This window comes from Streptomyces sp. NBC_00726 (assembly GCF_045161735.1).
Taxonomy (GTDB): Bacteria; Actinomycetota; Actinomycetes; order Streptomycetales; family Streptomycetaceae; genus Streptomyces.
In genome coordinates this window covers 201985-222687 of record NZ_CP108984.1, presented here as the reverse complement: position 1 = coordinate 222687, position 20703 = coordinate 201985, and the positions used below count along the sequence as shown (strand labels likewise).

Sequence of the window (20703 nt, the reverse complement as noted above, 5' to 3'; positions counted from 1 at the left end):
TCCCTATCGCTGCGCGATAAGCAAGCGAAGCGCCGCGCTTCGCTTGGCGCGCCTCTTCCGCTTCGCTCCAGAGGCTGTGAAGCCGGCTCGCTTCGCTCCCCGGCCCGCGCGAAGCGCGGGCGTTCTCTCCGCTTCGCTCCGTAAACGCAGTGAACGGGCCGCGCGGAGCGCGGCCCTGACGGCCTGTCACTTTGTGGCCGCCCATCAGGGGTTCCTCTCCGCTCTACCCCGGCCCGTCCGCTTCGCTCCCGGACCAAAGGCCCCATTCTCGGGCAGCTGGCTACGGGGAGGACCCTCAATGCTCCGCCTAGCTGATGCATGTACCTTTCATGAAACTGAGGGAGTGCCAGGGTGCTTCACTTTGTGATTGCGATTAGGACTGGACTCAGCCCTGCTGATGCCACCTACGGTCTGTGCTGGGCCGATGGGCCGCGCGCGAAGCCGCCTCGACCACAACGAGATCCGGTCGGTGCCTGATGGAACGAGATCCGGTCGGTGCCTGATGGGAAGGGGAGGCACCATGTCATGCGGCCTCCTGGGAGTCGTCCCGTCCACGCCCCCCAGTCACGGCCCCTCCGCCAGCCGTTGGATCGTCCTCCAGCGCGGGGCGTCGTCATCAGGGACATCCGGAGACGCGAAGTGGAAAGGCACGCGAAGGTGGCCGGCCAGCGCCCGGCCGGCCACGGCCGCGGCAACACCAGGAGGAGGGCCGTCAGATCGGTGGTACACGGTCGCCAGGTGGCCTTCCCCATCTGGGGCGTCCAGGACCGCGACCAGGAGCACGAACCAGTCGTGCACCGTATCGCCGTCCCAGAGCGCCTCCACTGCCGCCACGCGGCCTGGGAGAGCCGCGGCGCGGGCTGCGAGCGAGGGGAGGTCCAGCGGATCGGGCGGGGCGGACTGTACGCGGTCACCCAGAGCCTCATATCGCGCGTGGACCACCCGCTCGGCTTCGTGCAGGCCCACCCCCAACGGGCGCAGCGCCTCCCAGACGGACCTGACCGCCGAAAGCCGGCGGTCGCGCAGCACATCAGCATCGACCTCTCGACAGGTCCGTTCCTCCAGGTAGGCCCACCAGCCGCTCATTGGGCCACCAGTCGGCATCTTCTCAGGGTGCGCGTCATGGGCTCGAACGTACGTCAGGGCTCCGTGCCCGCCCCGACCACCCCCTTGGTGGCGCTGTCGAGTCTCGTACAATCGAAAACAGGTGCTGATGGCGGCTGTCGTGGAAGTCGTCGGGTGCCCGCCTCCCAAATCGGTGACGACGGTCTCGTGGGCGAAGCCGGCAAGCCCGCCACCAGTTCGAGGACACCAGCTCGGTCGCCCCGGCGATCCGTCACATCGACCGGACGGTGGAGTTCCTGGATTTGGTCACCGCCTGCCACTCGTTCGTGGCCGCGGCCGGCCGCGCGGTCCCGGGCCTGCGCGACATCATTGCGGAGAACGACTGGCCAGCGCTTATCTGGACGAGAGCCGACGGCTACCAGCTCGGCGCCGAACCGGCCGCCCTCCAGGCATACGAACGGGCCGTGCTCACCAGGAAACTCACCGAGTTCCGCCGGTTCCTCACCGGCACGGTCGCCCCTCACGCCGCCGCCCACCCAGGTGACAAGTGGGTCAAGCACATCATCGCCCAGCTCAACTCCATCGAATCCACCCTCGATCTCGTCGTCTCGTCCCGACCATCACGAGCGGTCCGACCGGCCGGAAGACCGTGCGGACTGCTCCCACACCGCGTGGAGGGAAGGGCCGCCGCCATGCGCCAGCGCCGCTATCCCTCCGACACCACCCACGCAGAGCGGGCCCTGATCGAATCGCTGTTACCTGAGCCCGCCTGCGAAACCAAAGCCGGGGGACGGCCGGAGGAACACCCCCGCCGCGAGATCGTCGACGCGATCTGCTATGTCGTGGACACCGGCTGCAAATGGCGGGCCCTGCCTGCGGATTTCCCGCCCTGGCGCACCGTCTGGGGCTTCATGGCCCGCTGGGCCGCCGTCGGCGTGATCGGACAGATCCGCGACCACCTGTCAGCCCGGATCCGCCGCGAGATAGGCAAAGGCCCCAGGGCGGTCGCAACCGTGATCGACTCACAGAGTGTCAGGGTCGCCGAGATCGTCGGCAGGGACTCACGCGGCTATGACGCGGGCAAGAAGATCGATGGCCGCAAACGGCACTTGGTGGTCGACACTCGCGGCCTGCCCCTGTTGGTCATGGTCGCCCCGGCCTCGCTCACCGACCGCGACGCGGCCAAGGAACTCCTCTTCCACCTCCGTCTGATGCATCCCGAGGTCACCATTGTCTGGGCGGACTCCGCCTCTGCCCGACATTCCGTTCCGATCGCACGATGGGGTCGGCGTCACCTGGCGCTGAAGCCGGGGTCAAGGCTCAGCGCCCAGTAGTAACGGAGCCTTGTGGCAGCCGTCTTGAGTTCTGAGCCAGTCCGTAGCCGTCGTCAACACTTGGTCGCGTCCCTGCGTAATCGGGACATTCACGTCGGGGGCGATGGGCCCGTTGTAAAGGTTTCCGTTCCGGTCCGCTTCGCGGGCCACGGTCAGGATGACCAGCGCGCCGTCGGAGAGCTGGTACGGGGCGTTCGCAGTAGGGACACCGGCTGTCGGCTGCCCGAACGTGCGGGTGTTGGACCGGCCTCGGAACGCGATGGTGACTGCCTCCGCGGCGCTCGCAGTCCTCCGGCTGGTCAGCACGGCCACCGGCGGCATCGGCCGTGCGAGAGACGGAGCGGAGCCCCATTCGTCAATGTACTGGCGGGGTGTGCCGTTCTCGATCGCCCATGGAGCCTTCTCGCCGTCCGCGTAGACAGCTGCGCCGACCGTCCCGTCGCCGAGAATACGCCCCACGGCGGCAAGCGGCCCCCACATGTCTCCGCCGCTGTTGCTCCGCATGTCGATGACCCAGCCGCAGGTGCCCTGTTCGTCGAGCGCGCTGACGGTCGAACGCGCCGCGCGGACGTACGGGGCTGCAACACGGTCAGACGGGACTGGCGGGAGCGTCAGATAGCCGATAGCACCCGCGAGGTGACGGCCTTCGGGGAGCATCAGGTCGTCAGCCGGCGAGTTCAGGGCTTGGGACGCTTCCTGGGGATCGAAGAAGGTGCTGTGCCGGTCGTCTAGGTCTCTCAACGCTTGCCGGATCGCTCCATAGGTCTCGGCAGGTGTCTGTGCCTTCTGGGCACGAGCAACGGCGTTCCGACGGACCTTCGGCCAGTCCACGTCTGCTGTGACGAGGGAGTGCTTCTCCATCACATCCAGCGCGGAAGTCAGGTAGGCGCTTGCCCCCGGTGTCATCCCGTTTACCGTCTCGACATCACCATCGGCGGTGCACCCCGCCACCGTCAGTGCGGCGCAAATAAATGCGACCTTGGCCAAACCGGATATTCGGTCTCTTGTCGGCACTCTCATGGCACGTTCCTGATCCGATAGTGGTGATGCACGCCCAATCGATCCCACCCGCTAGAGATCTTTGCCGCAAGGCCGCCCCCACCCCTAGGGACGTGTTTCGAAAGTGCTGGTCGCAGCTACGACCCGTACAGCACCATAATCTGATGGCCCATATCGCGTTGTTCCACTCCGTTCTCGGTCTGCGCCCCGCTGAGGCCCTTGCCGCCGAGCGACTCCGCCGCGCCGGGCATGAGGTCATCACGCCCGACCTGTTCAGCGGCGAGACCGCCTCCACTGTTGACGAAGGATTCCAACTGGTCGAGCAGATCGGTTGGGCAGCGGTGGTGAAGCACGCTCGGCAGGCTCTTGAGGGTATGCCTGATGAAACCGTACTCGCCGGTGTGTCCATGGGCACAAGCGTCGTGGCCGATCTCTGGCCCGAACGCCCCGCCACCACAGGCGTTCTCCTCCTGCACGCCGCCATAGACCTCCCTGTCCCCGTTCGCCCCGGTCTGCGGGTCCAGTTGCACGCCGCTGAGCCGGATGACTTCGCACCGCCCGAGCGGATTGCCACTCTCTGCCAAGCAGCACAGGAAGCCGGCATCAATGTAGAAGTCTTCCGCTATCCCGGCGTTGGCCACTTCTACACCGACAGTGAACTCCCCGACCACGATCCAGCAGCAGCCGAGCTGACCTGGCGCAGGGTGCTGGATTTCCTCAACCCGCCCAGCGCCGAAAGGCGCCAGGGCTGAGCGGCCGCCCCTCCGGCCCCGGCAGCAGCCGAACGACGGCATACAGTTCCGAGTCAGGACCGGGGACCAGTATCCAGGTGGGCTGCAATGCGCGTGATCGTCCGTGCGTTGTCCTGGAACAGATGCGCCCGCATGCCCACTGCCTGCGCAGCCTCAACATTGGCGGCGAGATCGTCAATAAACAGACAGCTCTCCGGCCGCACCTCCAGGCCGGCGCATGCGGCCTCGAAAGCACGCGGGTCCGGCTTCTCGACACCGATCTCGTGCGAGTACACGATGTGCTCGACCAGTTCATCGAAGTGATACAGCGCCGTCTCACGCTCCCGGGCACCGACGAAGCTGTTGCTCAGGATGCCCAGCTTGCAGCTTCCTCGCAGCCCACGCACATAAGCGATGAGCTCCTCGTTAGGCGTTCCCAAGTACTCCGCCCAAAGATCAGCCATGAAGGCTTCAGCCTGGAGCGCGTCGAGCCCCAAGCGTGCTGCTACCTGCTCGTGAACCTCTCGCTCACTGATACTCCCGACGCACCCGGCTTGCCACACATCGTGCATCCGCTCATCCACAGTGCCGAACGGCAACTCCAGCCGATCCTCCCACCGCAGCACCGACCCCGTCTCCGGCGTGATCTCCAGCACGCCACCGATATCAAGAATGACGCAGGTCTCCGTCACTCGAACTCCCCCTCCTCGTCCTGCCCGGCCGGCAAACGCACACCGCTCGCTCCTGTGATCTCGCAAACACTGTTGGCCTTCCCCCCGGGGCAAGGTCAAGCGATCTCAAAACACGAGAACGTCGGATCTTCCTCTCGGCGAAGGACAGGTTGGCAAGGTGTACCTCCTTGCCCGCGGACCACAGCGCGAATGCGAGCGGCAGACGCTAGCAGGAGGGCGAGTCGGCGCCAGGGCAGTCGGACTTCAGTGAGAGGAGCTGAGGGACGACGCTGCGTCGCATTATTACGGCGTAATACTGCGGGCGGTCCGGAGGAGGAGAAGCAGGGTCTCCGCCGTGCGGGTGAGGTGGCGGGTGGGGGCTCGTACCCGGGGGCGACGACTGGGGGCCGGTGTGGCGACAGGGCACACGGCCGGCTACACCGACGCGGGTTACGCGGCAATGGACTTCGACGGCTGGGGCACAGGTTACGTACTCGGCCTCAGCGTGCTCAGCGAGGCGATCACGCTCCTGGCGCTCGGGCTCGTGCGGCCGTGGGGTGAGGTACTCCCCCGCTGGGTTCCCCTGCTCGGAGGGCGGCCTCTCCCCCGGCTTGCTGTCGTCGTTCCGGGCCGGCTTCGGGGCCCTGGTGCTGACGGTTCTGTGGACGCCGCTCGTTGCCTGGTGGGGGCGGGAGGCGGACCGCGGCTTCGGTTATTACGCCGTAATAACCGAAGGGCTGGGTGCGCATTATTACGGCGTAATAGTGCGCACCCAGCCCTGTGCGGCGGCTACTTCTCCGCCCTCATCCGCTTGGACTCCTCGATCTTGAAGTCGACGAGCAGCTCCGTGAGCTTGCGGCGGGACGAGACGTCGAGCTCCTCGATGATCATGCTCGCCAGGGTGTAAGCGTCGGTCGAGGGGAGGCGGGTGGGGGGTTCCGCGGGGGACTGGCGCTTCTGCTTGGGGGTGCGGGGCTTCTGGGGCCTGGTGGCCTTCAGGTGCTGGAGGTGGGCCTCCTGGTCCTCGGCCTTCTTCTTGCCGACCAGGCGCAGCGTGGCCGCGGACTCCTCGCCCGACTGGAGCTTCTCCTTGAGCGAGGGGGTCAGGGTCAGCAGCGCGAGGCGTTGGGAGACCCAGCCCTGAGAGCGGTGGAGGCGGGCGGCCAGGGCTTCCTGGGTGCCGTGGATCTTCAGGAGCTGTTCCAGGGCCTTGGCCTCGTCCAGGTGGTTGAGCTCCTGGCGGTGGATGTTGGCGACGAGGGCCGATTCCAGTATCTCGTCGGGGTTGCTGCCCAGCTTGTCGTCCAGCATCACCTTGATCTCGGTGAGGCCGGCTTCGCGGGAGGCGGCGAGGCGGGAGTTGCCGTCGATGACGACGTACTTGGTGCCGGGTTCGAGATCGTTCTCGCGGCCCGGGTTGCCTTCGAGGTAGGCGAAGCGGCCCATGATGCTGATCGCGGTCTTCTGGCCGTGGTCGCGGAGGCTGTTGCCGAGGTCGGTGAGGTCTCCGAGATCGGACCGCGGGTTGTCGGGGTTGAGGCTGATGATGTCGACGGAGAGCTCGACCGGGGGCGGGGCGCCTTCGGTGGGGGCGGCGGCGACCTGGTTGATGGCGGCGCGGCGGGCGCTGATGGACTGGGTCTGGCCGAAGGAGGAGCCGGCTCCGAGCCGGGATGCCTTGCTCATGAGATCTCCCGGGCGAGGGCGCGCAGGCCGACGGCCTGATCGCAGCGGGGGGAGTAGGCGAGCAGGGGCTGTTTCACGCGTACGGCCTCCTTCTGTTCCTTGAGGTCACCGATGATGCCGACGACTCGGGGATCCTTTATGTCCATCCAGGAATTGAGGGACGAGGTGGCGATGTAGCCGCGGCGGGCGTCGTAGTGGTTGACGACGATGCCGAGGTAGTCGAGTTCGAGGTGCATGTCGTCGCGGAGGTCCTCGATCTGGGAGGTGAGGAGTCCGTAGGCGTCGGCGGAGCTGTCTTCGGCCTGGACGACGACGAGGACGCCGGAGTTGCCCGGGGCCTCGCCCTGGCGGCGGCGGCCGTAGTAGGCGGCGGCGTCCATGCTGAGGCCGAGGCTGGGAGGGCAGTCGATGATGACGGCGTCATAGTCGGCTTCGATGGCGGACAGGGCTCGTTCCAGGGCTGCTTCGCGGGCGCGGACCCCGGAGAGCTTGACGTCCAGGAGGAAGGCGTCGGTGCAGGCGGGCAGCAGGTGGAGGCGGTCGCCGAAGCGGGGGTCCTCAATGGGGACGACGAGATCGGCCAGGCTGCCTTTGGCCTCGCCGGCCATGTGCTTGGTGAGGCTGTCGCCCTCGATGGGCAGCGGCTGGTGGCCGAGCTGCTTGGTGAGGTGGCACTGGGGGTCGAAGTCCACGAGGAGGACGCGCAGTCCGAGGCCGGGGAGGTCTTCGTAGTCGAGGGGCGAGGGGTCCTCGTCCTCGGCGAGGGCGGCCGCGAAGTGCTTGGAGATGCGGACGGGGTGGAGCGCGCCCGGGTCCTCGGCGAGGGCTTCGCCGGTGCCTGCGGCGATGGCGGTCTTGCCGACGCCGCCCTTCTGGTTGCAGGTGATAATGCGCTTCGGGTGCTCGGGGCGTACGACGGTGGGCGCCGGGTTCGTCTCCAGCCACATGACGACGGACTGGGCGAGGCCCTGGATGAGGGAGACGCCCCGGGAGGCGCAGTCGGCGCGGAAGCCGTCCCACTGGCCGTCAGGCAGGAAGGTGGCGAAGGACTTGGCGCCGGCGGTGTCGATGGGGGAGAGGTTGGATCCGAGCCGTCGCCATGCCTCGATGCCTGCTTCGACGGCGTGCTGGATGTCGATGTTGTGCTGGGCGGCCCGGATCTTCAGGTCCTGTTGCAGTACCGGGGGCAGCTTGGAGACGACCTTCTCGCGGTCGCCGGGGGAGGGCGAAGTCATGACAGCCACCTTACTAACTCCGATGATCCTTTTCGGTATCAACGCGTTAGTTCTGGCTGTTTTTTGGTTGAGGGACGCTCAAGAGCCCGGCTCCTGGGTGGATCTGGAGCCGGACCTGGAGGCTGCGGGAGGGACCGGGCCGGTTATTACGGCGTAATAAGTCAGCGGGGCAGGCGGATTATTACGCCGTAATAATCCGCCCCCATCTCCGTCAGCTGCCGGTCTCCGCCGTCGCGGCCAGGCCGCGTTGCGAACGGGGGGTCTTGTCGCCGACGCGCTTCGGCTCGATGGTGCTCGGGTCGACCGCTTCGCCGGGGGCGCCCTCGTGGTACGGGCCATCCGGGTCTGCGTCGCGGTCGTGGGGGAGCAGGAAGAAGACCCGGCGCAGGTGGAGTCCGCTGTCGGGGTCGGCCTCGGTGTGGGCCTCCAGCTCGGTGTAGCCGACCATGCGTCCGTCGCGTTCGTAGCGGGGCTTTCCCCGGCGGCGGGTGGTCTTGTCGAGCGCCTGGCGTACGTAGTCGAGGTTGTCGGGGTTCTCCAGCCAGACCACGGCGTTCTCGTGGTGGAGGTCGCTCTCGTTCAGCAGCGAGCTCATGGCTGCAGCCCCTTTGTGTGTCGGCCGGCCGGGAGGAGGCCGGGGTGGGTGTGAGCACGTTCCCTGGTGGGGGCACCGTGTTCATGGTAGGCCGGACCGGCGGATGTGTGCCGGGTGCGTACGTCAGGCATGGCCAGTCCTGGAGTCGTCGTCGGTGAGGAGTCCCAGGCCGGGGTAGTACTTCTTGCCGCTGGACTTCATCATGTCGGCGGGCGAGGCGAGGGAGAGTTCCTGGCGGACCCGGGTCGCGAACGCGCGGGCCGTGGCAGGGCGGATGCCTTCGCCGGCTCCGCACCAGCTGCTGTACGCCGCGTACAGCAGGCCCTGTTCCACCCGGAGGTCCGCGGTGTGGGTGGTGCAGCACTCGGCGAGGAAGCGGCCGATGTGGTCCTCGGTGGTGGCGTAGGCGGCGGTGGCCGAGCGGACCGTGGCGGGGCCGTCGAGCGGGTCGCGGGTGGCCAGGTAGAGCTTGGCGCCCTCGATGAGCCATTGCAGGATGCCGGGGCCCTCGCTCTGGACGAGCTCCTTGGCGAGGTTGTCGATCTTGCGGGCTGCGGGGACGACACGTTCGAAGGGGATGAGGCGGATGCGGCGCCAGAACGCGTGGCCGCCGGTGCCTACTTCGGGGCGGTGGTTGCCCAGCAGCCAGAGCTTGTGGGTGGGGTTGAAGCTGAAGAAGTCCTGGCGCATGCGGCGGGCCATGATGCGGTCGCCGCCGGTCAGCAACTTCACCCGGGACTCGTCGAACTTGTCGTTCGGTTTGAGTTCCGAGCAGACGACGATGCGGCGGCCGTGCAGTTCGGTGAGTTCGGTGGAGTGCTCGGAGAACTTGCCTTTCTCCATGAGGAAGCCCGGCGGGGCGGCCTGCGCGTAGTCGCCGAGGATCTGCGTCATCACGTCCAGCAGCACGGACTTGCCGTTCGCGCCGGTCCCGTACAGGAACGGGAGCACCTGCGCGCCAACGTCACCGGTGACGGAGTAGCCGAGAAGCAGGTGGAGGAAGTGGATTGTCTCCTCGCCCTTGGCGTCGTCGCCGAATGTGTCGTGCAGGAAGCGGTGCCAGCGTGGAGTCGGCGTCTCTTCGGGCGCGACGCTCGTGGCCCGGGAGTGCATGTCGCCCTCGGGGTCGGGCTTGCGCAGGTTCCCGGTGTGGAGGTCCACTACGCCGGCCGGGGTGCACAGGGCGTAGGGGTCGCCGTCCAGGACGTCCGGGTCCAGGGCGAGGGCGGGGGATGCCTTCGCCTGGGTGAGCATGGCCTTGATGCCGGGGGTCGACATGGAGCGGCGGCGGTGCGCGCGCAGTTCCCGGTCCGTGAACTGACCGGTGGGATCTGTGGGGGGCATCTGCTCGGCCAGGTCGCCCGCCGCCCAGACCGCGGCCTTCTCACCGCCCGTACGCTTCCAGCGGTACTGGTCCCAGTGGTACCAGCCCAGGCCCTCGACGTGCCGGAACTGGTCGCCGAACATCATGGCAAACAGCTTGGCGTTGCCCCTGTCGGTCAGGAGGGAAGGCAGCCGGCCCTCGGGCGGGATCGGTTCACCGACCGCGGAGGCGTTCTGCTGGGCGGGCAGGCCGGGAAGGCCGCCCTCGGTTTCGAGGGCGAGCATCTGCTGCGCTGCGGCAGTGGCGTCGAAGCGCGGGCTGCTGTCGGCGCTGCTCATGGGCGTCCTTCGGGATCGAGCGGGCGGGCTGCGCCGGCGGACAGGGCTGAGGCGATGACGGTGAGGCTGTGCCGGTGGCGGTGCGGGCGCGCGGCGTCGGCCGCTTCGGTGAGCAGGTCCTGGGCTCGGGGTTCGGTGAGGCGCCCGGCGGCGACGAGTCCGCCCGCGGTGTAGGCGGCCCGGTTGAGCTTCTCGGTGAACGCGGTCCCCTCGGCGGCCGCCGCGCAGGCCCGGACCTCGGCGAGCAGGGGTTCCAGCACCCGGAGCGCGCGCGGGGTGCCCCGGGCTGCGCGGGGCGCGCGTACGGGGCGGGGCGCGGGAACGCGTACGGGGTCGGGGCCCGGTGTGTGGCCGGTGCGCAGGAGTTCGGCGGCGAGCCAGTGGGGGAGGGGCGCGGGCATACGGGCCGGGCCGACGGGGGTGTAGATGCCAGCGGGGGTGCGGGTGGCCGGGGTGACGATGTAGCCGCCGGTCGCCCGGACGTCGACCTGCCAGGCCAGGGCGACCTTGGGGCTGGAGCCCACGGATGAGCGATAGCGCGGTCCGTCGGGTGCGGTGCGGTACCAGATGTGGAGGCCGCCCGAGGGGGTTCGGACACGCAGGGTGGCTTCGTCGTCCGCGGGGCTGGGGTGGCCTCGCAGGGCGGCAAGGAGCGCGAGGGTGTCGAAGCCGGAGGCCAGGCCGGTGAGGTTGACGCTCTCGTGGATCGGGATGCCGGGCAGCAGGCGGTCGCGGTGCGGGACTTCGGCGCTGTGTGCGTCGATGTCCAGTACGACAAGGCCGGCCGGGCCGCAGGAGACGCCGACGCCGAGCGTGGGGTTGACGCCCCACCAGGCGGCCAGGCGCTCCGGGTCGGTGGTCGCGGCGTGGAAGCCGTGGCACCACCTTCCGGCGGGGAGGCAGGGGCAGTCCGCCGGGCGGTGGGGGTCCTGGCGGCAGGCCGGGCAGTTGCCCGCGGGAGTCTTGCGGCCGGCGGCCAGGGGGTGGACGGGCCAGCCGTTCGCCGCGCACCAACGGGCCATGTCGAAGGGACTCGTGGGTCCCGCCGCACGCGGGCCACTTGTCTCTTTTTGACGCGGCACGCTGATCGTCCTTGCCGAGGAGCCAACAGGTTGTTCAGTCCTGAACAGTTCAGTCCCTCCAGAGAAAGACCAGGTCAGAGCGGTTCTACTGCCGGGCTGAGGGACTGAAGGGACTGAGTTTTCAGATTCGGATCAGAGCCTACAACAGGCATCCCTCAGTGGCCGGGACTCTTCGTTCCGCGAGTCCCTTCGGTCCCTTCCCTCAGGGCTGGTTGCGTCTCCGAGCCGGGCGTGTCGGACAGGTGTACCCGACCACCGGGGGGAGGGACCGAAGGGAGGGACTGAACGCTGGGCGGAGGGACTGGAAGTTTCAGTCCCTCTTCGGTCCCTCCGACAAAAGCGCAGGTCAGAGGCTTGAGGGCGAAAATCGGAGGGACTGAAGGGACTCAAGGTCAGTAGTTATCAGCGCTTCAGGACCAGAGTAGTAAGTACAAAGGGATATATAGGGTTGTTCTACGCGGGTGCGCATACACACGCACACACAATTGGCTTATAACTACCGACCTTGAGTCCCTTCAGTCCCTCCAGACCCTGAGGCTGGAGAAATGCAAGCCCTTGACCTGCGGTTTTGTCGGAGGGACCGAAGAGGGACTGAACGGCGAGGGACTGAACGGACTTTGGTCCCCGGTCCCTAGCCCTGCGCGTCAGGAGCGGGTCGGAACGTGTTCAGGTGGTCGGACGCCCAGTCGCGGAACGTCCGGGCGGGGCGCCCGAGCAGGTCCGGGAGGGTCGGGTCCACGACCGCCTTGGAGCCGCTGTGCTGCCGTCTGGCGCTCTCCAGGAGGGCGGAGGCGATATCGGACGGGTAGCGGGCTTCCAGGGCCGTACGGGCCTGCTGAGGGCTCAGTTCCTCGAAGCGCAGCGGCAGGCCGAGGAGCTCGGCGAGCTGAGCCGTCTGGTCGGCGGCCGACAGGGCTTGGGGGCCGGTCAGGGTGTAAGCCGCGCCCTTGTGGTCCCGCCCCCGCCCGGTGAGGGCCAGGGCGGCCACCTCTGCGACGTCCCCGGGGTCGACGCAGGCGTTGGTGGAGGTGCCGTACGGGGCGCGCACGACCTGGCCGGAGCGGATCGAGCGCGCCCAGGAAAGGGTGTTGGACATGAAGGCGCGGGGGCGCAGCAGGGTCCAGCGGATGCCCGAGGCGCGCAGCAGGTCTTCGTTGTGGCGCTGGCGACGGGTGATCAGGTCGGCGGCGGCGGTGTCCGTGACGGCGGCCGCCGAGAGCTTGACGATGTGCCGCACGCCGGCCGTGCGGGCCGGGTCCAGGAAGCGGGTGTCGTCGGCGCCGTCGGGATTCGTGACCAGGAAGGCCGTGTGGACGTTGTGCAGAGCGTCTGTGAGGGAGGCGGGGTCGGTGAAGTCTCCGTGGACGATCCGGGCTGTCGGAAGGGCGCCGGAGACCCGCTCGGGATGCCTGGCCATGATGCGGACAGGCTGGTCCGAGGGGAGACGGCGGAGCACTTCACGGCCGATCGTCCCGGTTGCGCCCGTGACGAGGATCATGGTTTCCCTTTCCTGCCGGACATTTCCCCGACCGGGGTGGAGGGAAGGGGCCGGCCTGTAAGATACGAACTGGACGGTTTATTTATCCCCCCCACGTTCGACCACCCCGAGGAGGGCGGAGACACAGTGGCTGAGCAGCTGCGGGCCATCCGTACCCGGCAGACGATTCTTTCGGCGGCTGCCAAGATCTTTGAGGAGCACGGGTACCAGGCGGCCACGATCTCCCAGATCCTCACCGAGGCGGGGGTGACCAAGGGCGCGCTGTACTTCCACTTCCACTCCAAGGAAGACCTGGCGCAGGGGGTTCTCTCCGAGCAGGACCAGCGGATCATCGTGCCGATCCGCGCGTCCAAGGTGCAGGAGGTCGTGGACGTCGTGATGCTCCAGGCGCACCGGCTCCAGACCGACCCGATGGTGCGGGCGGGCGTCCGGCTGACGATGGACCAGCTGACGCAGAACCTCGACCGCAGCGGCCCGTTCCTGCGGTGGGGCGAGGTCGGTCTCGACCTGCTCCAGCAGGCGCAGGCCCAGGGCGAGTTGCTGCCGCACATCTCGCCGCCGGAGACGGCCGAGGTCATTGTGGGTTCCTTCGCCGGTATCCAGTCCATGTCGCAGGCCGTGTGCGAGTACCGCGACCTGGTGGTGCGGGTGTCCGCCCTGATGCGTCATCTGCTGCCCAGTGCGGTGGTGCCGTCCGTGCTGGCCTCGCTCGACCTGTCCGAGTCCCGGGGCGCCAAGGTGTACGCGGAGGCCGTGAAGGCGGCCGACCTGCGCGATGTCCTGGAGACCGCGAGCTGAGAGCAGCGGGGCGCCCCGGTGTATGCCGGGGCTCACCCGGCCGGGGTGCCCGGGCCGAAGTACGCCGTCAGGACATCGCGCAGGCAGCCGTCGCCGGGGACCCAGGCGAGGTGGCCGTCGGGCCGCAGCAGCGCCGCTTCGTACGGCACGCCCGGCGTGGGCCGCACCTCCACGGTGCGCAGGATGCCTGCCCAGGCCCGGGCCTTCTCCCGGTGGCCGTCCGCCTTCTCGCCGAGGAGCAGCAGGAGCGGCCGCCCGTCGTGCAGCAGGCGGATGACGTCGGTGTCGCCGTCCGGGGTGCTGAGCGCGATGTTGCCGAGGAACATTCCCGCGGCCGGTCCGCCCGCACCGGTGGGGTCGGGCAGGACGGTGTCCTGGGCGCTGATCAGGCCGCTGAGGTGACCGCTTCCGCCCTCCTCCGCGAGCAGTCCGGCGAACACCGTGCGCAGGGCCTCCGCTTCGTGGCCGGGTCGCATCAGAGCGAGCTGGGCCAGGGTGCCGTCGAGCACGCGGCGGGCGAGCGGCCGGCGTTCCGCGTCGTAGCCGCTGAGCAGGGCGGGGCCCGCCGCACCGCGCACCGCGAGAGCGAGCTTCCAGCTCAGGTTCAGCGCATCGAGCACGCCGGTGCTCAGGCCCTGGCCGCCGATGGGGAAGTGGACGTGCGCGGCGTCGCCGACGAGGAAGACCCGGTCCCGGCCGAACGTACGGGCCAGGCGGGCGAAGTCGCTGAAACGGCTCAGCCAGCGCGGGGAGTGCATCGCGATGTCCCGGCCCGCGATGTGCGCCACCTCGCGGCGCAGCTCCTCCAGCGTGACGGGCCGTTGCCGGTCCGGGTGGGCGCCGGCGCAGTTGAGGGTCCGCAGGTGGGTGCGGTTCCCGTCCCGCTTGGCGACGATCCAGCCGCGCGGGGTGCGGTGCCAGCCCTTGGGCAGGGCCCCCGGATCGGCCAGTGTCACGGTCCCCGCCAGCGCGGACACCGTCGCCGGAAAGGTGTCGGACTCGATGCCCGCCCGGGCGCGGACCGTGCTGCGGGCGCCGTCCGCCCCGACCAGGTACCCGGCACGGAAGTGCTCCGGCCCCTCGGGGCCCTCGGCCATGACCCGTACGCCTTCCGCGTCCTGGACGGCGTCGGTGAGGCGGTGGCCGCGCAGGATACGGGCCCCGGCGGCGCGTGCCCGGGCCTCCAGGTGGTGTTCCAGGGCGGCCTGGGTGTACTTGAGGACCGGTTCCGGTTCGTCCGGGGGAGCGGTGATGGTCAGGCCGGGGAGCCCCGCGAAGTGGAAGGCTCTGGTGGTGGGTTCGGCGGTGTACGAAGGCGGCGGCGGGCCCGGGAGGTGGCCCCGGCGGGCCAGGGACTGCACCGCGCGGGCGTGCAGGGTGGTCGCCTTGGGCTGGTCGGAGACCTCGGTCCTGGGTTCGAGGAGTACGGTGTCGACGCCGTATGAGGCGAGTTCGGCCGCTACGAGCATGCCGACCGGGCCGCCGCCTGCGACGAGGACCTGGGCCTGGATGAGACGTTTCCCCTGCACGGCGGTGTCCTTCCTGTCCGCGGTTGTCCACCGACGCACAGAAATATACCGGACGTGCTGTTTCTTAACCATCCTGGGTCGGTTCCGGACCGGGAACCGCCGTGGGCGGACCGCTACGGCTGGAGTTCCCGGGCGGCCGCCGAGGACATAGGGCCGCCTTCGGAACGTTCCGTCTTGTGCCCCTTGCTGCCCGGGGCAAGCGTCCGTACGTCCACGGCCTCGGCCGGGGCGCCCCGCGCGTACAGGCCGTCGGGCTCGGTGTCCCGGTCGTGGGGGAGCAGCCAGAACACCCGGCGGCGGAAGGTGCCCGAGGAGCGCGACGGCTTGGCTTTCGGGCCGAGGAGGGCGTAGCCGACCATACGTCCGTCGCGGTGGTAGGCGGGTTTCCCCCGGCGGGTCGGGAGGCGGTCCAGACTCTGGCGGACGTAGTCGAGCACGGTGATGTCCTCAAGCCACACGAGGTCGACCTCGTGGACGATCTCGTCTTCTGCGATGAGGGCGCTCATAATGTCTCCTCGTCCGCGAGCAGGCCGATGCCCGGGTAATACTTGCGCTGGTTGGAAAAGATCATTTCCTTCGGCGATGCCAGCCCCACCACTTCGCGTATGTGCGCCGCGAAGGCTCGCGACGAAATCGCCGGAACGCCCTCATTCTGGCACCAGCGCTTGTACGCCGCGTAGAGCTGGGCCTGTTCGGCGCGGAGCCCGGCGTCGATCCGGCAGGTCTCGCCGACGAACCGCCCGGTGTGGTCCTCGGTCTCCGCGTACACGGTCGTCGCGATCCGTACCCGCTCGGGCCCCGAGAGGTCCTTGTCGCCGCCCAGGTAGCGGCGGGCGCCCTCGATCAGCCAGTTGAGGATGCCCGGGCCCTCCTGGGTGACCAGGATGTCCGCCAGGTTGTCGATCTTGCGGTGGTCCGAGACGACGCGTTCGAACGGGATGAGGCGCATGCGCCGCCAGAACGCGAAGCCGCCCGTGCCGACTTCGGGGCGGTGGTTGCCCAGCAGCCACATCTTGTGGGTCGGTTCGAAGCTGAAGAAGTCCTGCCGCATCCGGCGGGCCTTGATCCGGTCCCCGCCGGTCAGCAGCTTCACCCGGGCCTCGTCGAAGCGGTCGCCCGGCTTGACCTCGCTGCACACGATGACCCGCCGGCCGTGCAGTTCGGCGAGATCCGTGGGGTGGCCCTCGTACGGGCGTGCCATCAGGAAGCCGGGCGGTGCCGCGTCCGCGTAGTCCCGCAGGAGCTTCATCAGGACGTCCAGCAGCACCGACTTGCCGTTCTTGCCGGAGCCGAACAGGAACGGCATCACCTGGCCGCCGACGTCGCCGGTGATGGAGTAGCCGAGCAGCAGCTGGAGGAAGGAGATCATCTCCCCGCCGTCCGGGCCCTCGCCGAAGGTGTCGGCCAGGAAGCGGTCCCAGCGCGGGGTGGGCATCGCCTGGGGGGCCGCGGAGGTGGAGCGGGAGTGGAAGTCCTTGGTGGGCTCGGCGGGGCGGATGAAGCCCGTACGCAGGTCCACCACGCCCGCCGGAGTGCACAGCGCGTACGGATCGGCGTCCAGGAGCGCCGCGTTGAGGACCATGCCCGGCGCGGACCTGGCCTGGGTCAGCATCGCGTTCATCCCGCTCGTGCTGAGCGTGCGCCGCCGGTGCTGCTGGAGCGCGGCGGGGGTGAAGACGCCGCGCGGGTCGGTGGTGGCGAGGGATTCCGCCAGGTCGCCCGCCGACCACATCACGGTGTCGTCCTCGTCGAACTGCCAGCGGGTGCCGTCCCAGCGGAACCAGCCGATGCCGGGCACATGCCGGTAGTCGTTGCGGTAGAGCCGGACGAACAGCTTGGCGTTGCCCCGGTCGGTGAGGGTGTCGGGGAGCAGCCCGTCCGATGTGGCATACGGCGTGGCCGCGTCCTCGCGCTGGCGGGGGTGCGGTACGGGCTGGGCGAGGATCTGCGCGGCCACCGCCCGTACGTCGAAGGAGGGCGAGGGCAGCACTCTGTCCTGGTCCGCGCTCACGCGCGCCCCCCGAGGGCCATCGGCCGCAGCCGCCCCGCGCCGAGCCCGCCCCGGATGATGGCGAGGCTGCGCCGCTCCTGGTCCGGGCGGGCCAGTCCGGCGGCCTCCCGCAGCGCCCGCACGGCCTCGTCCTCGGAGAGGTGCCCGGCGGCGACCAGGCCGCCCGCCGTGTACGCGGCCCGGTTCAGTTTCTCGGAGAACGCGGCGCCCTCGGGGACGGACCCGCAGGCGGCGACCTCGGCGAGGAGGCCCGTCAGCAGGCGCTCGCCCGGCGCGTCGGACCGGCCGCCCGCCGCGAGCACCGCCTGCCGGGCCCGTGGCGGTACGGGTCTGGGCCCGGGCGCGGGGCTGGTGGGCAGGTGGCCGGTGCGCTGGAGCTCCCGGGCGAGCCAGGCGGGCAACGGGGCGGGGGTGCGTACGGCTCCGACCGGGCGGTAGGTCCCGGCCTCCGTCACGGTGCCGGGCGCGACGATGTACCCGCCGTGCGCCCGGACGTCGACCTGCCAGGCGAGTGCCCGGCCGCTGCCCGAACCGGCCGAGCACTGCCAGCGGTGGCCGCCGTCGTTGCGGTACCAGACGTGCATGCCGCCGGACGGGGTGCGGACCCGGAGCGTGGAGGCGTCGTCCGCGGGACTCGTGGCGCCGCGCAGGGCGGCCAGCAGGCCCAGCGTGTGGAAGCCGTTGGCCAGGCCGGTCAGGTCGATTCCGGCGGCTATCCCGACGCCCGGCAACAGGCGGTCCCGGCGGGGGAGTTCGCGGGCGTGCGCGTCGACGTCGATGACGACGAGGCCGGCCGGGCCGGTGGCCACACCGACCCCGAGATCCGGGCGGACGCCCCACCACTGCCCGATCCGGTCGAGATCGAGCGTCGCGGCGTGGAACCCGTGGCACCAGCGGCCCGCACGCAGACAGCCGCACCCGGCGCGGTCGTGGTCCGGGCGGCGGCATGTCTCGCAGTTGGCCACCGGCGTCTTGCGCCCCGGCGCAAGGGGATGAACCGGCCACCCCTGGCGCGCACACCACCACGCCGTCGTCAGAGGCTGCGCGGCGACCGGCTCAGTCCCCGTGAACTGCCGTGAGTCGCCACGCGAGACCCGCAGTTCAGCTGCCATTCACTTCCCCCATCAGCGACTGAAGCGACTCAACTCGCAAAATCAGATTAGCGAAACCCCCGGGGAAGAAGAGGCCCATGCGGCAGAACGGATGGGCCTGTTGAAAGGTGCCCCCAGCTACTCACGACCGGGCCGCGCACGGTCCTCGGTCGCTCGGTCGCTCCCAGCCGTGTCCGTAAAACCGCAGGTCATCGCCGTACAACTGACAGAACAGCGACTGAAGCGACTCAAGCTCTCTATATATGACGCACGCGCGCACACGCCAATGGTTGCATATATCTGCCTCCTGGGTCGCTTGGGTCGCTCCGTATTTTCCATCAGGCGTGTGACCTGCGGTTTCCTTTCCTGAGCGGCAGCTACCGAGCGGGCTTTGGGTCGCTTCGTTCCAGTCGCTGGAGGCGGGAAAACGGTCCGGTCGCCTCCAGCCGGGCTGAACACCGGCTCCAGCACCGCCGACCCGGCATGCGCGATCCGTGTGACATCCATGAGTGTTCCGGTGAGCGGTTCGATAGGGTGGCGCACGAGGTGATCGTTTTGTCCCACGAGGAGCAGCTGCTGTTCAGCGCGGTCGACGCGCTGCTGGAGCAGATCGCGCAGGACCCGCTGCCGCCGCCGGCCGAACGCAGGCGGCTGCGCGAGGCCGCCGGGCTGAGCCAGGACCAGGTCGCCAAGGCGCTGAAGAGCCGCCGCGAGTCGGTCGGCAACTGGGAGTCCGGGCGCAGCGAACCCCGGCCGCCGAAGCGCGCCGCGTACGCCCGGCTGCTGGAGGGGCTTGCCACACGGTTTGCGCCGGAGGAGCCGGGGGAAGGCGAGGCCCCGGAAAAGGCGGAGGCCGCCGTGGCCGATGCGCTGCCCCCCGCCCGGGCACCGGAAACACGCTCCACCGGGCGCGAGGCCGCCGGGGAGCCGGTCGCCGAACCCCGTACGCCTGCGGTCGCCGAACCCCGTACGCCCAAGGCCGACACCTCCCCGTACGAGCACGGACCGCTCGCCGTGGTCGACGCGGACGGCGGTGAGGTGTTCGCGTACTGCGTGGGCGGGCTGGTGCTCGACGTGCCCGCCAAGTCGCTGGGCGCCCTGGTCGAATGGGCCCTGGGCGAGGCGCGCCTCGGGGCCGAGCGGCTGCACCCCAGCGGTCAGGACGCCGATCCGCTGCTCGTCCTCACCGAGGCGGCGTGCGAGCGCTACGGGCTGCCCGTACGGCTGTCGCGGGAGGAGGGGCTGGCCGGGAGGCTGCCGGAGGACCACAAGGTGCTCAAGCAGCTTGCGCGGGCGGAGTGGAAGCTCACCCGGCGCGGGTTCGGGCCGTGGGCCCGGATCTACCGGCCCGCACGGGGCTCGCGCCGCAGCTGCGTCCAGCTCTGTATCCCGGCCTGGAACGCGCTCGACGTCCGCCACTGGAACGGCGCCTCGCAGCTCCCGCCTGCCGAACTCGTACGGCTGCTGGGCACGTACGCGTCGCGCGTGATGACGCCCCGGGGCTCCACCGCCGTCACCGGGCTGGAACTCATGACCTCGCTGCACCCGCCGACCCGGGCGAGCGCGCCCGACGCGGACGGTAAACGGCACAGCGAGCGCAACCCCGGCTCGCTGGGCTCCGAACCCGTCGAGTGCGCCCCCTGCGAGGCCCCCGACGGGCACCCGCTCCTCGCGGACCTGCCCCGCTTCCACCAGCGCGGCCCGGCCGAGATGCTGTTCGAGGAGGCGTACGACTGGGCGCGGCCCCTCACCGACGACGAGTGCCTGAAGCGCCATCTGGTCGGCATCGACGTCAACCTCGCCTTCGGCGCGGCCGCCAACGGGGCGGTCGTCGGCCTGGAGGCGCCCGTGTACGTCAACAGCCCCGTGTTCGACCCGGCGCTGCCCGGTTCCTGGCTGGTGGACCTGTCGCACGTCGACCCGTCGCACGTGATGATCGGCAAGGAGTGGCGGCGGATCGACGGGGACCTGCTGCCCGGCCCGTTCACGCCGAAGGGCGACCGCCCGGAGGGCCCCGCCTGGTACGCGACGCCGACCGTGGCGTACGCGGTGGAGCTCGGCTACGAGGTGGCGCCCGTCGAGGCGTGGGTGCGCCCGGCCAACGGGCGTTACCTGGACGGCTGGTACAAGCGGCTGCGCGACGCGTACGTGGCGACCATGGCGGACCTGGGCGTGGGGGACGGGCTGGCGCCCGACGCGTTTCTGGCGGCGATGGAGGGGTACCGGGAGCGTGATCCGCAGCTGGCGGTCGTCCTGTCGGCGATCAAGGCGACGGTGAAGGGGGGCATCGGCAAATTGAGGGAGCGGCCGCGCGGCGGCGGGTGGCGGCCGGGCAGGCCGTGGCCCGCGCTGAGCCGGCCGACCTGGCGCCCCGACATCCGGGCCGCCGTCATCGCACGGGCCCGGATCAACATGCACCGCAAGATGGTCCGGATGGCGGCCGCGACGGGCCAGTACCCGGTCGCCGTGCTCTCGGACTGCGCGGTGTACGCCTCCGACGGACCGTCCCCGCTGGACTTTCTGCCGTACCGGGACGGCAAGCCGCTGCCCGGGGGCTTCCGGCTCGGGGTCAGCCCGGGAATGGTGAAGCACGAGGGCTCGCAGACCACGCTGTGGGCGGAAGCGGTCCGGGAGGAGTACGGTCCTGAACTCAACCTGGCCCGGTGCATCAAGGACGGTGCGGTCACCGCCAAGGACGACGGAGAGTAGGGGAAGC

At 69.8% G+C, this 20703-nt stretch carries 16 protein-coding genes and 2 pseudogenes; 5 read left to right on the top strand and 13 right to left on the bottom strand.

What is annotated here, in order from left to right; genetic code table 11:
- Nucleotides 1-564 precede the first annotated feature (564 nt).
- Nucleotides 565-1086, bottom strand: a complete 522-nt coding sequence (locus tag OG338_RS30540) for a hypothetical protein (protein WP_331742006.1) — start codon at nucleotides 1084-1086, stop codon at nucleotides 565-567.
- A gap of 203 nt (nucleotides 1087-1289) precedes the next feature.
- Here OG338_RS30540 and OG338_RS30535 point away from each other — a divergent pair.
- Both OG338_RS30535 and OG338_RS30530 read left to right on the top strand, forming a co-directional pair.
- Nucleotides 1290-1433: pseudogene (locus OG338_RS30535) on the top strand (DUF6192 family protein); the annotation flags it as partial.
- A gap of 324 nt (nucleotides 1434-1757) precedes the next feature.
- Nucleotides 1758-2369, top strand: a pseudogene (locus OG338_RS30530) (IS5 family transposase); the annotation flags it as partial.
- 9 nt (nucleotides 2370-2378) lie between these two features.
- Here OG338_RS30530 and OG338_RS30525 read toward each other — a convergent pair.
- Complete coding sequence (locus OG338_RS30525) at nucleotides 2379-3386, bottom strand: S41 family peptidase (RefSeq protein ID WP_405940581.1); 1008 nt, start codon at nucleotides 3384-3386, stop codon at nucleotides 2379-2381.
- Nucleotides 3387-3562: 176 nt separating this feature from the next.
- Here OG338_RS30525 and OG338_RS30520 point away from each other — a divergent pair, with 176 nt between their 5' ends.
- Nucleotides 3563-4150 (top strand): dienelactone hydrolase family protein, encoded by a 588-nt coding sequence (locus tag OG338_RS30520; RefSeq protein ID WP_331741999.1) that lies wholly within the window; start codon nucleotides 3563-3565, stop codon nucleotides 4148-4150.
- 53 nt (nucleotides 4151-4203) lie between these two features.
- Here OG338_RS30520 and OG338_RS30515 read toward each other — a convergent pair whose 3' ends face one another.
- The 7 genes from OG338_RS30515 to OG338_RS30485 all read right to left on the bottom strand — a co-directional run bounded on the left by OG338_RS30515 (nucleotide 4204) and on the right by OG338_RS30485 (nucleotide 12558).
- Entirely contained in the window at nucleotides 4204-4821 is a 618-nt protein-coding gene (locus OG338_RS30515; RefSeq protein WP_331741996.1) for an HAD family phosphatase, read from the bottom strand.
- Nucleotides 4822-5589: 768 nt separating this feature from the next.
- Nucleotides 5590-6486, bottom strand: coding sequence for a ParB/RepB/Spo0J family partition protein (locus tag OG338_RS30510; RefSeq protein ID WP_405940580.1), 897 nt, complete (start codon nucleotides 6484-6486; stop codon nucleotides 5590-5592).
- The gene (locus tag OG338_RS30505) at nucleotides 6483-7721 is read right to left on the bottom strand and encodes a ParA family protein (protein ID WP_331741993.1); all 1239 of its coding nucleotides are present in this window, start codon (nucleotides 7719-7721) and stop codon (nucleotides 6483-6485) included. Before OG338_RS30505 ends, OG338_RS30510 begins: the two co-directional genes overlap by 4 nt.
- Nucleotides 7722-7932: 211 nt before the next feature.
- Nucleotides 7933-8316, bottom strand: a complete 384-nt coding sequence (locus tag OG338_RS30500) for a DUF6009 family protein (RefSeq protein ID WP_018521694.1) — start codon at nucleotides 8314-8316, stop codon at nucleotides 7933-7935.
- A gap of 123 nt (nucleotides 8317-8439) precedes the next feature.
- Complete coding sequence (locus OG338_RS30495) at nucleotides 8440-9978, bottom strand: phage/plasmid primase, P4 family (RefSeq protein ID WP_331741989.1); 1539 nt, start codon at nucleotides 9976-9978, stop codon at nucleotides 8440-8442.
- On the bottom strand, nucleotides 9975-11000 hold the full coding sequence (locus tag OG338_RS30490) for a bifunctional DNA primase/polymerase (RefSeq protein WP_331741986.1): 1026 nt from the start codon (nucleotides 10998-11000) through the stop codon (nucleotides 9975-9977). Before OG338_RS30490 ends, OG338_RS30495 begins: the two co-directional genes overlap by 4 nt.
- A 691-nt stretch (nucleotides 11001-11691) precedes the next feature.
- Nucleotides 11692-12558 carry an NAD(P)H-binding protein gene (locus OG338_RS30485; RefSeq protein ID WP_331741984.1) on the bottom strand — a complete coding sequence of 289 codons (867 nt, stop codon included), beginning with the start codon at nucleotides 12556-12558 and terminating at the stop codon, nucleotides 11692-11694.
- Nucleotides 12559-12684: 126 nt separating this feature from the next.
- On the opposite strand from OG338_RS30485, the gene OG338_RS30480 reads away from it, so the two are divergent.
- Complete coding sequence (locus tag OG338_RS30480; protein WP_161211705.1) at nucleotides 12685-13356, top strand: ScbR family autoregulator-binding transcription factor; 672 nt, start codon at nucleotides 12685-12687, stop codon at nucleotides 13354-13356.
- A gap of 32 nt (nucleotides 13357-13388) precedes the next feature.
- Here OG338_RS30480 and OG338_RS30475 read toward each other — a convergent pair whose 3' ends face one another.
- The 4 genes from OG338_RS30475 to OG338_RS30460 all read right to left on the bottom strand — a co-directional run bounded on the left by OG338_RS30475 (nucleotide 13389) and on the right by OG338_RS30460 (nucleotide 17861).
- Entirely contained in the window at nucleotides 13389-14885 is a 1497-nt protein-coding gene (locus OG338_RS30475) for an FAD-dependent monooxygenase (RefSeq protein WP_405940579.1), read from the bottom strand.
- Nucleotides 14886-14998: 113 nt separating this feature from the next.
- On the bottom strand, nucleotides 14999-15391 hold the full coding sequence (locus OG338_RS30470; protein ID WP_018106289.1) for a DUF6009 family protein: 393 nt from the start codon (nucleotides 15389-15391) through the stop codon (nucleotides 14999-15001).
- Nucleotides 15388-16875 (bottom strand): phage/plasmid primase, P4 family, encoded by a 1488-nt coding sequence (locus OG338_RS30465; RefSeq protein ID WP_331742035.1) that lies wholly within the window; start codon nucleotides 16873-16875, stop codon nucleotides 15388-15390. The genes OG338_RS30470 and OG338_RS30465 overlap by 4 nt, the downstream gene beginning before the upstream one ends.
- A 17-nt stretch (nucleotides 16876-16892) precedes the next feature.
- Nucleotides 16893-17861: a bifunctional DNA primase/polymerase gene (locus OG338_RS30460; protein WP_331742032.1), complete on the bottom strand. Its 969-nt coding sequence runs from the start codon at nucleotides 17859-17861 to the stop codon at nucleotides 16893-16895.
- A 681-nt stretch (nucleotides 17862-18542) separates the two neighbouring features.
- On the opposite strand from OG338_RS30460, the gene tap reads away from it, so the two are divergent.
- Entirely contained in the window at nucleotides 18543-20696 is a 2154-nt protein-coding gene (gene tap, locus OG338_RS30455) for a telomere-associated protein Tap (protein ID WP_331742030.1), read from the top strand.
- Nucleotides 20697-20703 lie beyond the last annotated feature (7 nt).

Coding starts and splice junctions, on each gene's coding strand:
- OG338_RS30540 (WP_331742006.1), bottom strand. CDS start 1,086: ATGAGCGGCTGGTGGGCCTACCTGGAGGAACGGACCTGTCGAGAGGTC.
- OG338_RS30520 (WP_331741999.1), top strand. CDS start 3,563: ATGGCCCATATCGCGTTGTTCCACTCCGTTCTCGGTCTGCGCCCCGCT.
- OG338_RS30510 (WP_405940580.1), bottom strand. CDS start 6,486: ATGAGCAAGGCATCCCGGCTCGGAGCCGGCTCCTCCTTCGGCCAGACC.
- OG338_RS30505 (WP_331741993.1), bottom strand. CDS start 7,721: ATGACTTCGCCCTCCCCCGGCGACCGCGAGAAGGTCGTCTCCAAGCTG.
- OG338_RS30500 (WP_018521694.1), bottom strand. CDS start 8,316: ATGAGCTCGCTGCTGAACGAGAGCGACCTCCACCACGAGAACGCCGTG.
- OG338_RS30495 (WP_331741989.1), bottom strand. CDS start 9,978: ATGAGCAGCGCCGACAGCAGCCCGCGCTTCGACGCCACTGCCGCAGCG.
- OG338_RS30490 (WP_331741986.1), bottom strand. CDS start 11,000: ATGGCCCGTTGGTGCGCGGCGAACGGCTGGCCCGTCCACCCCCTGGCC.
- OG338_RS30485 (WP_331741984.1), bottom strand. CDS start 12,558: ATGATCCTCGTCACGGGCGCAACCGGGACGATCGGCCGTGAAGTGCTC.
- OG338_RS30470 (WP_018106289.1), bottom strand. CDS start 15,391: ATGAGCGCCCTCATCGCAGAAGACGAGATCGTCCACGAGGTCGACCTC.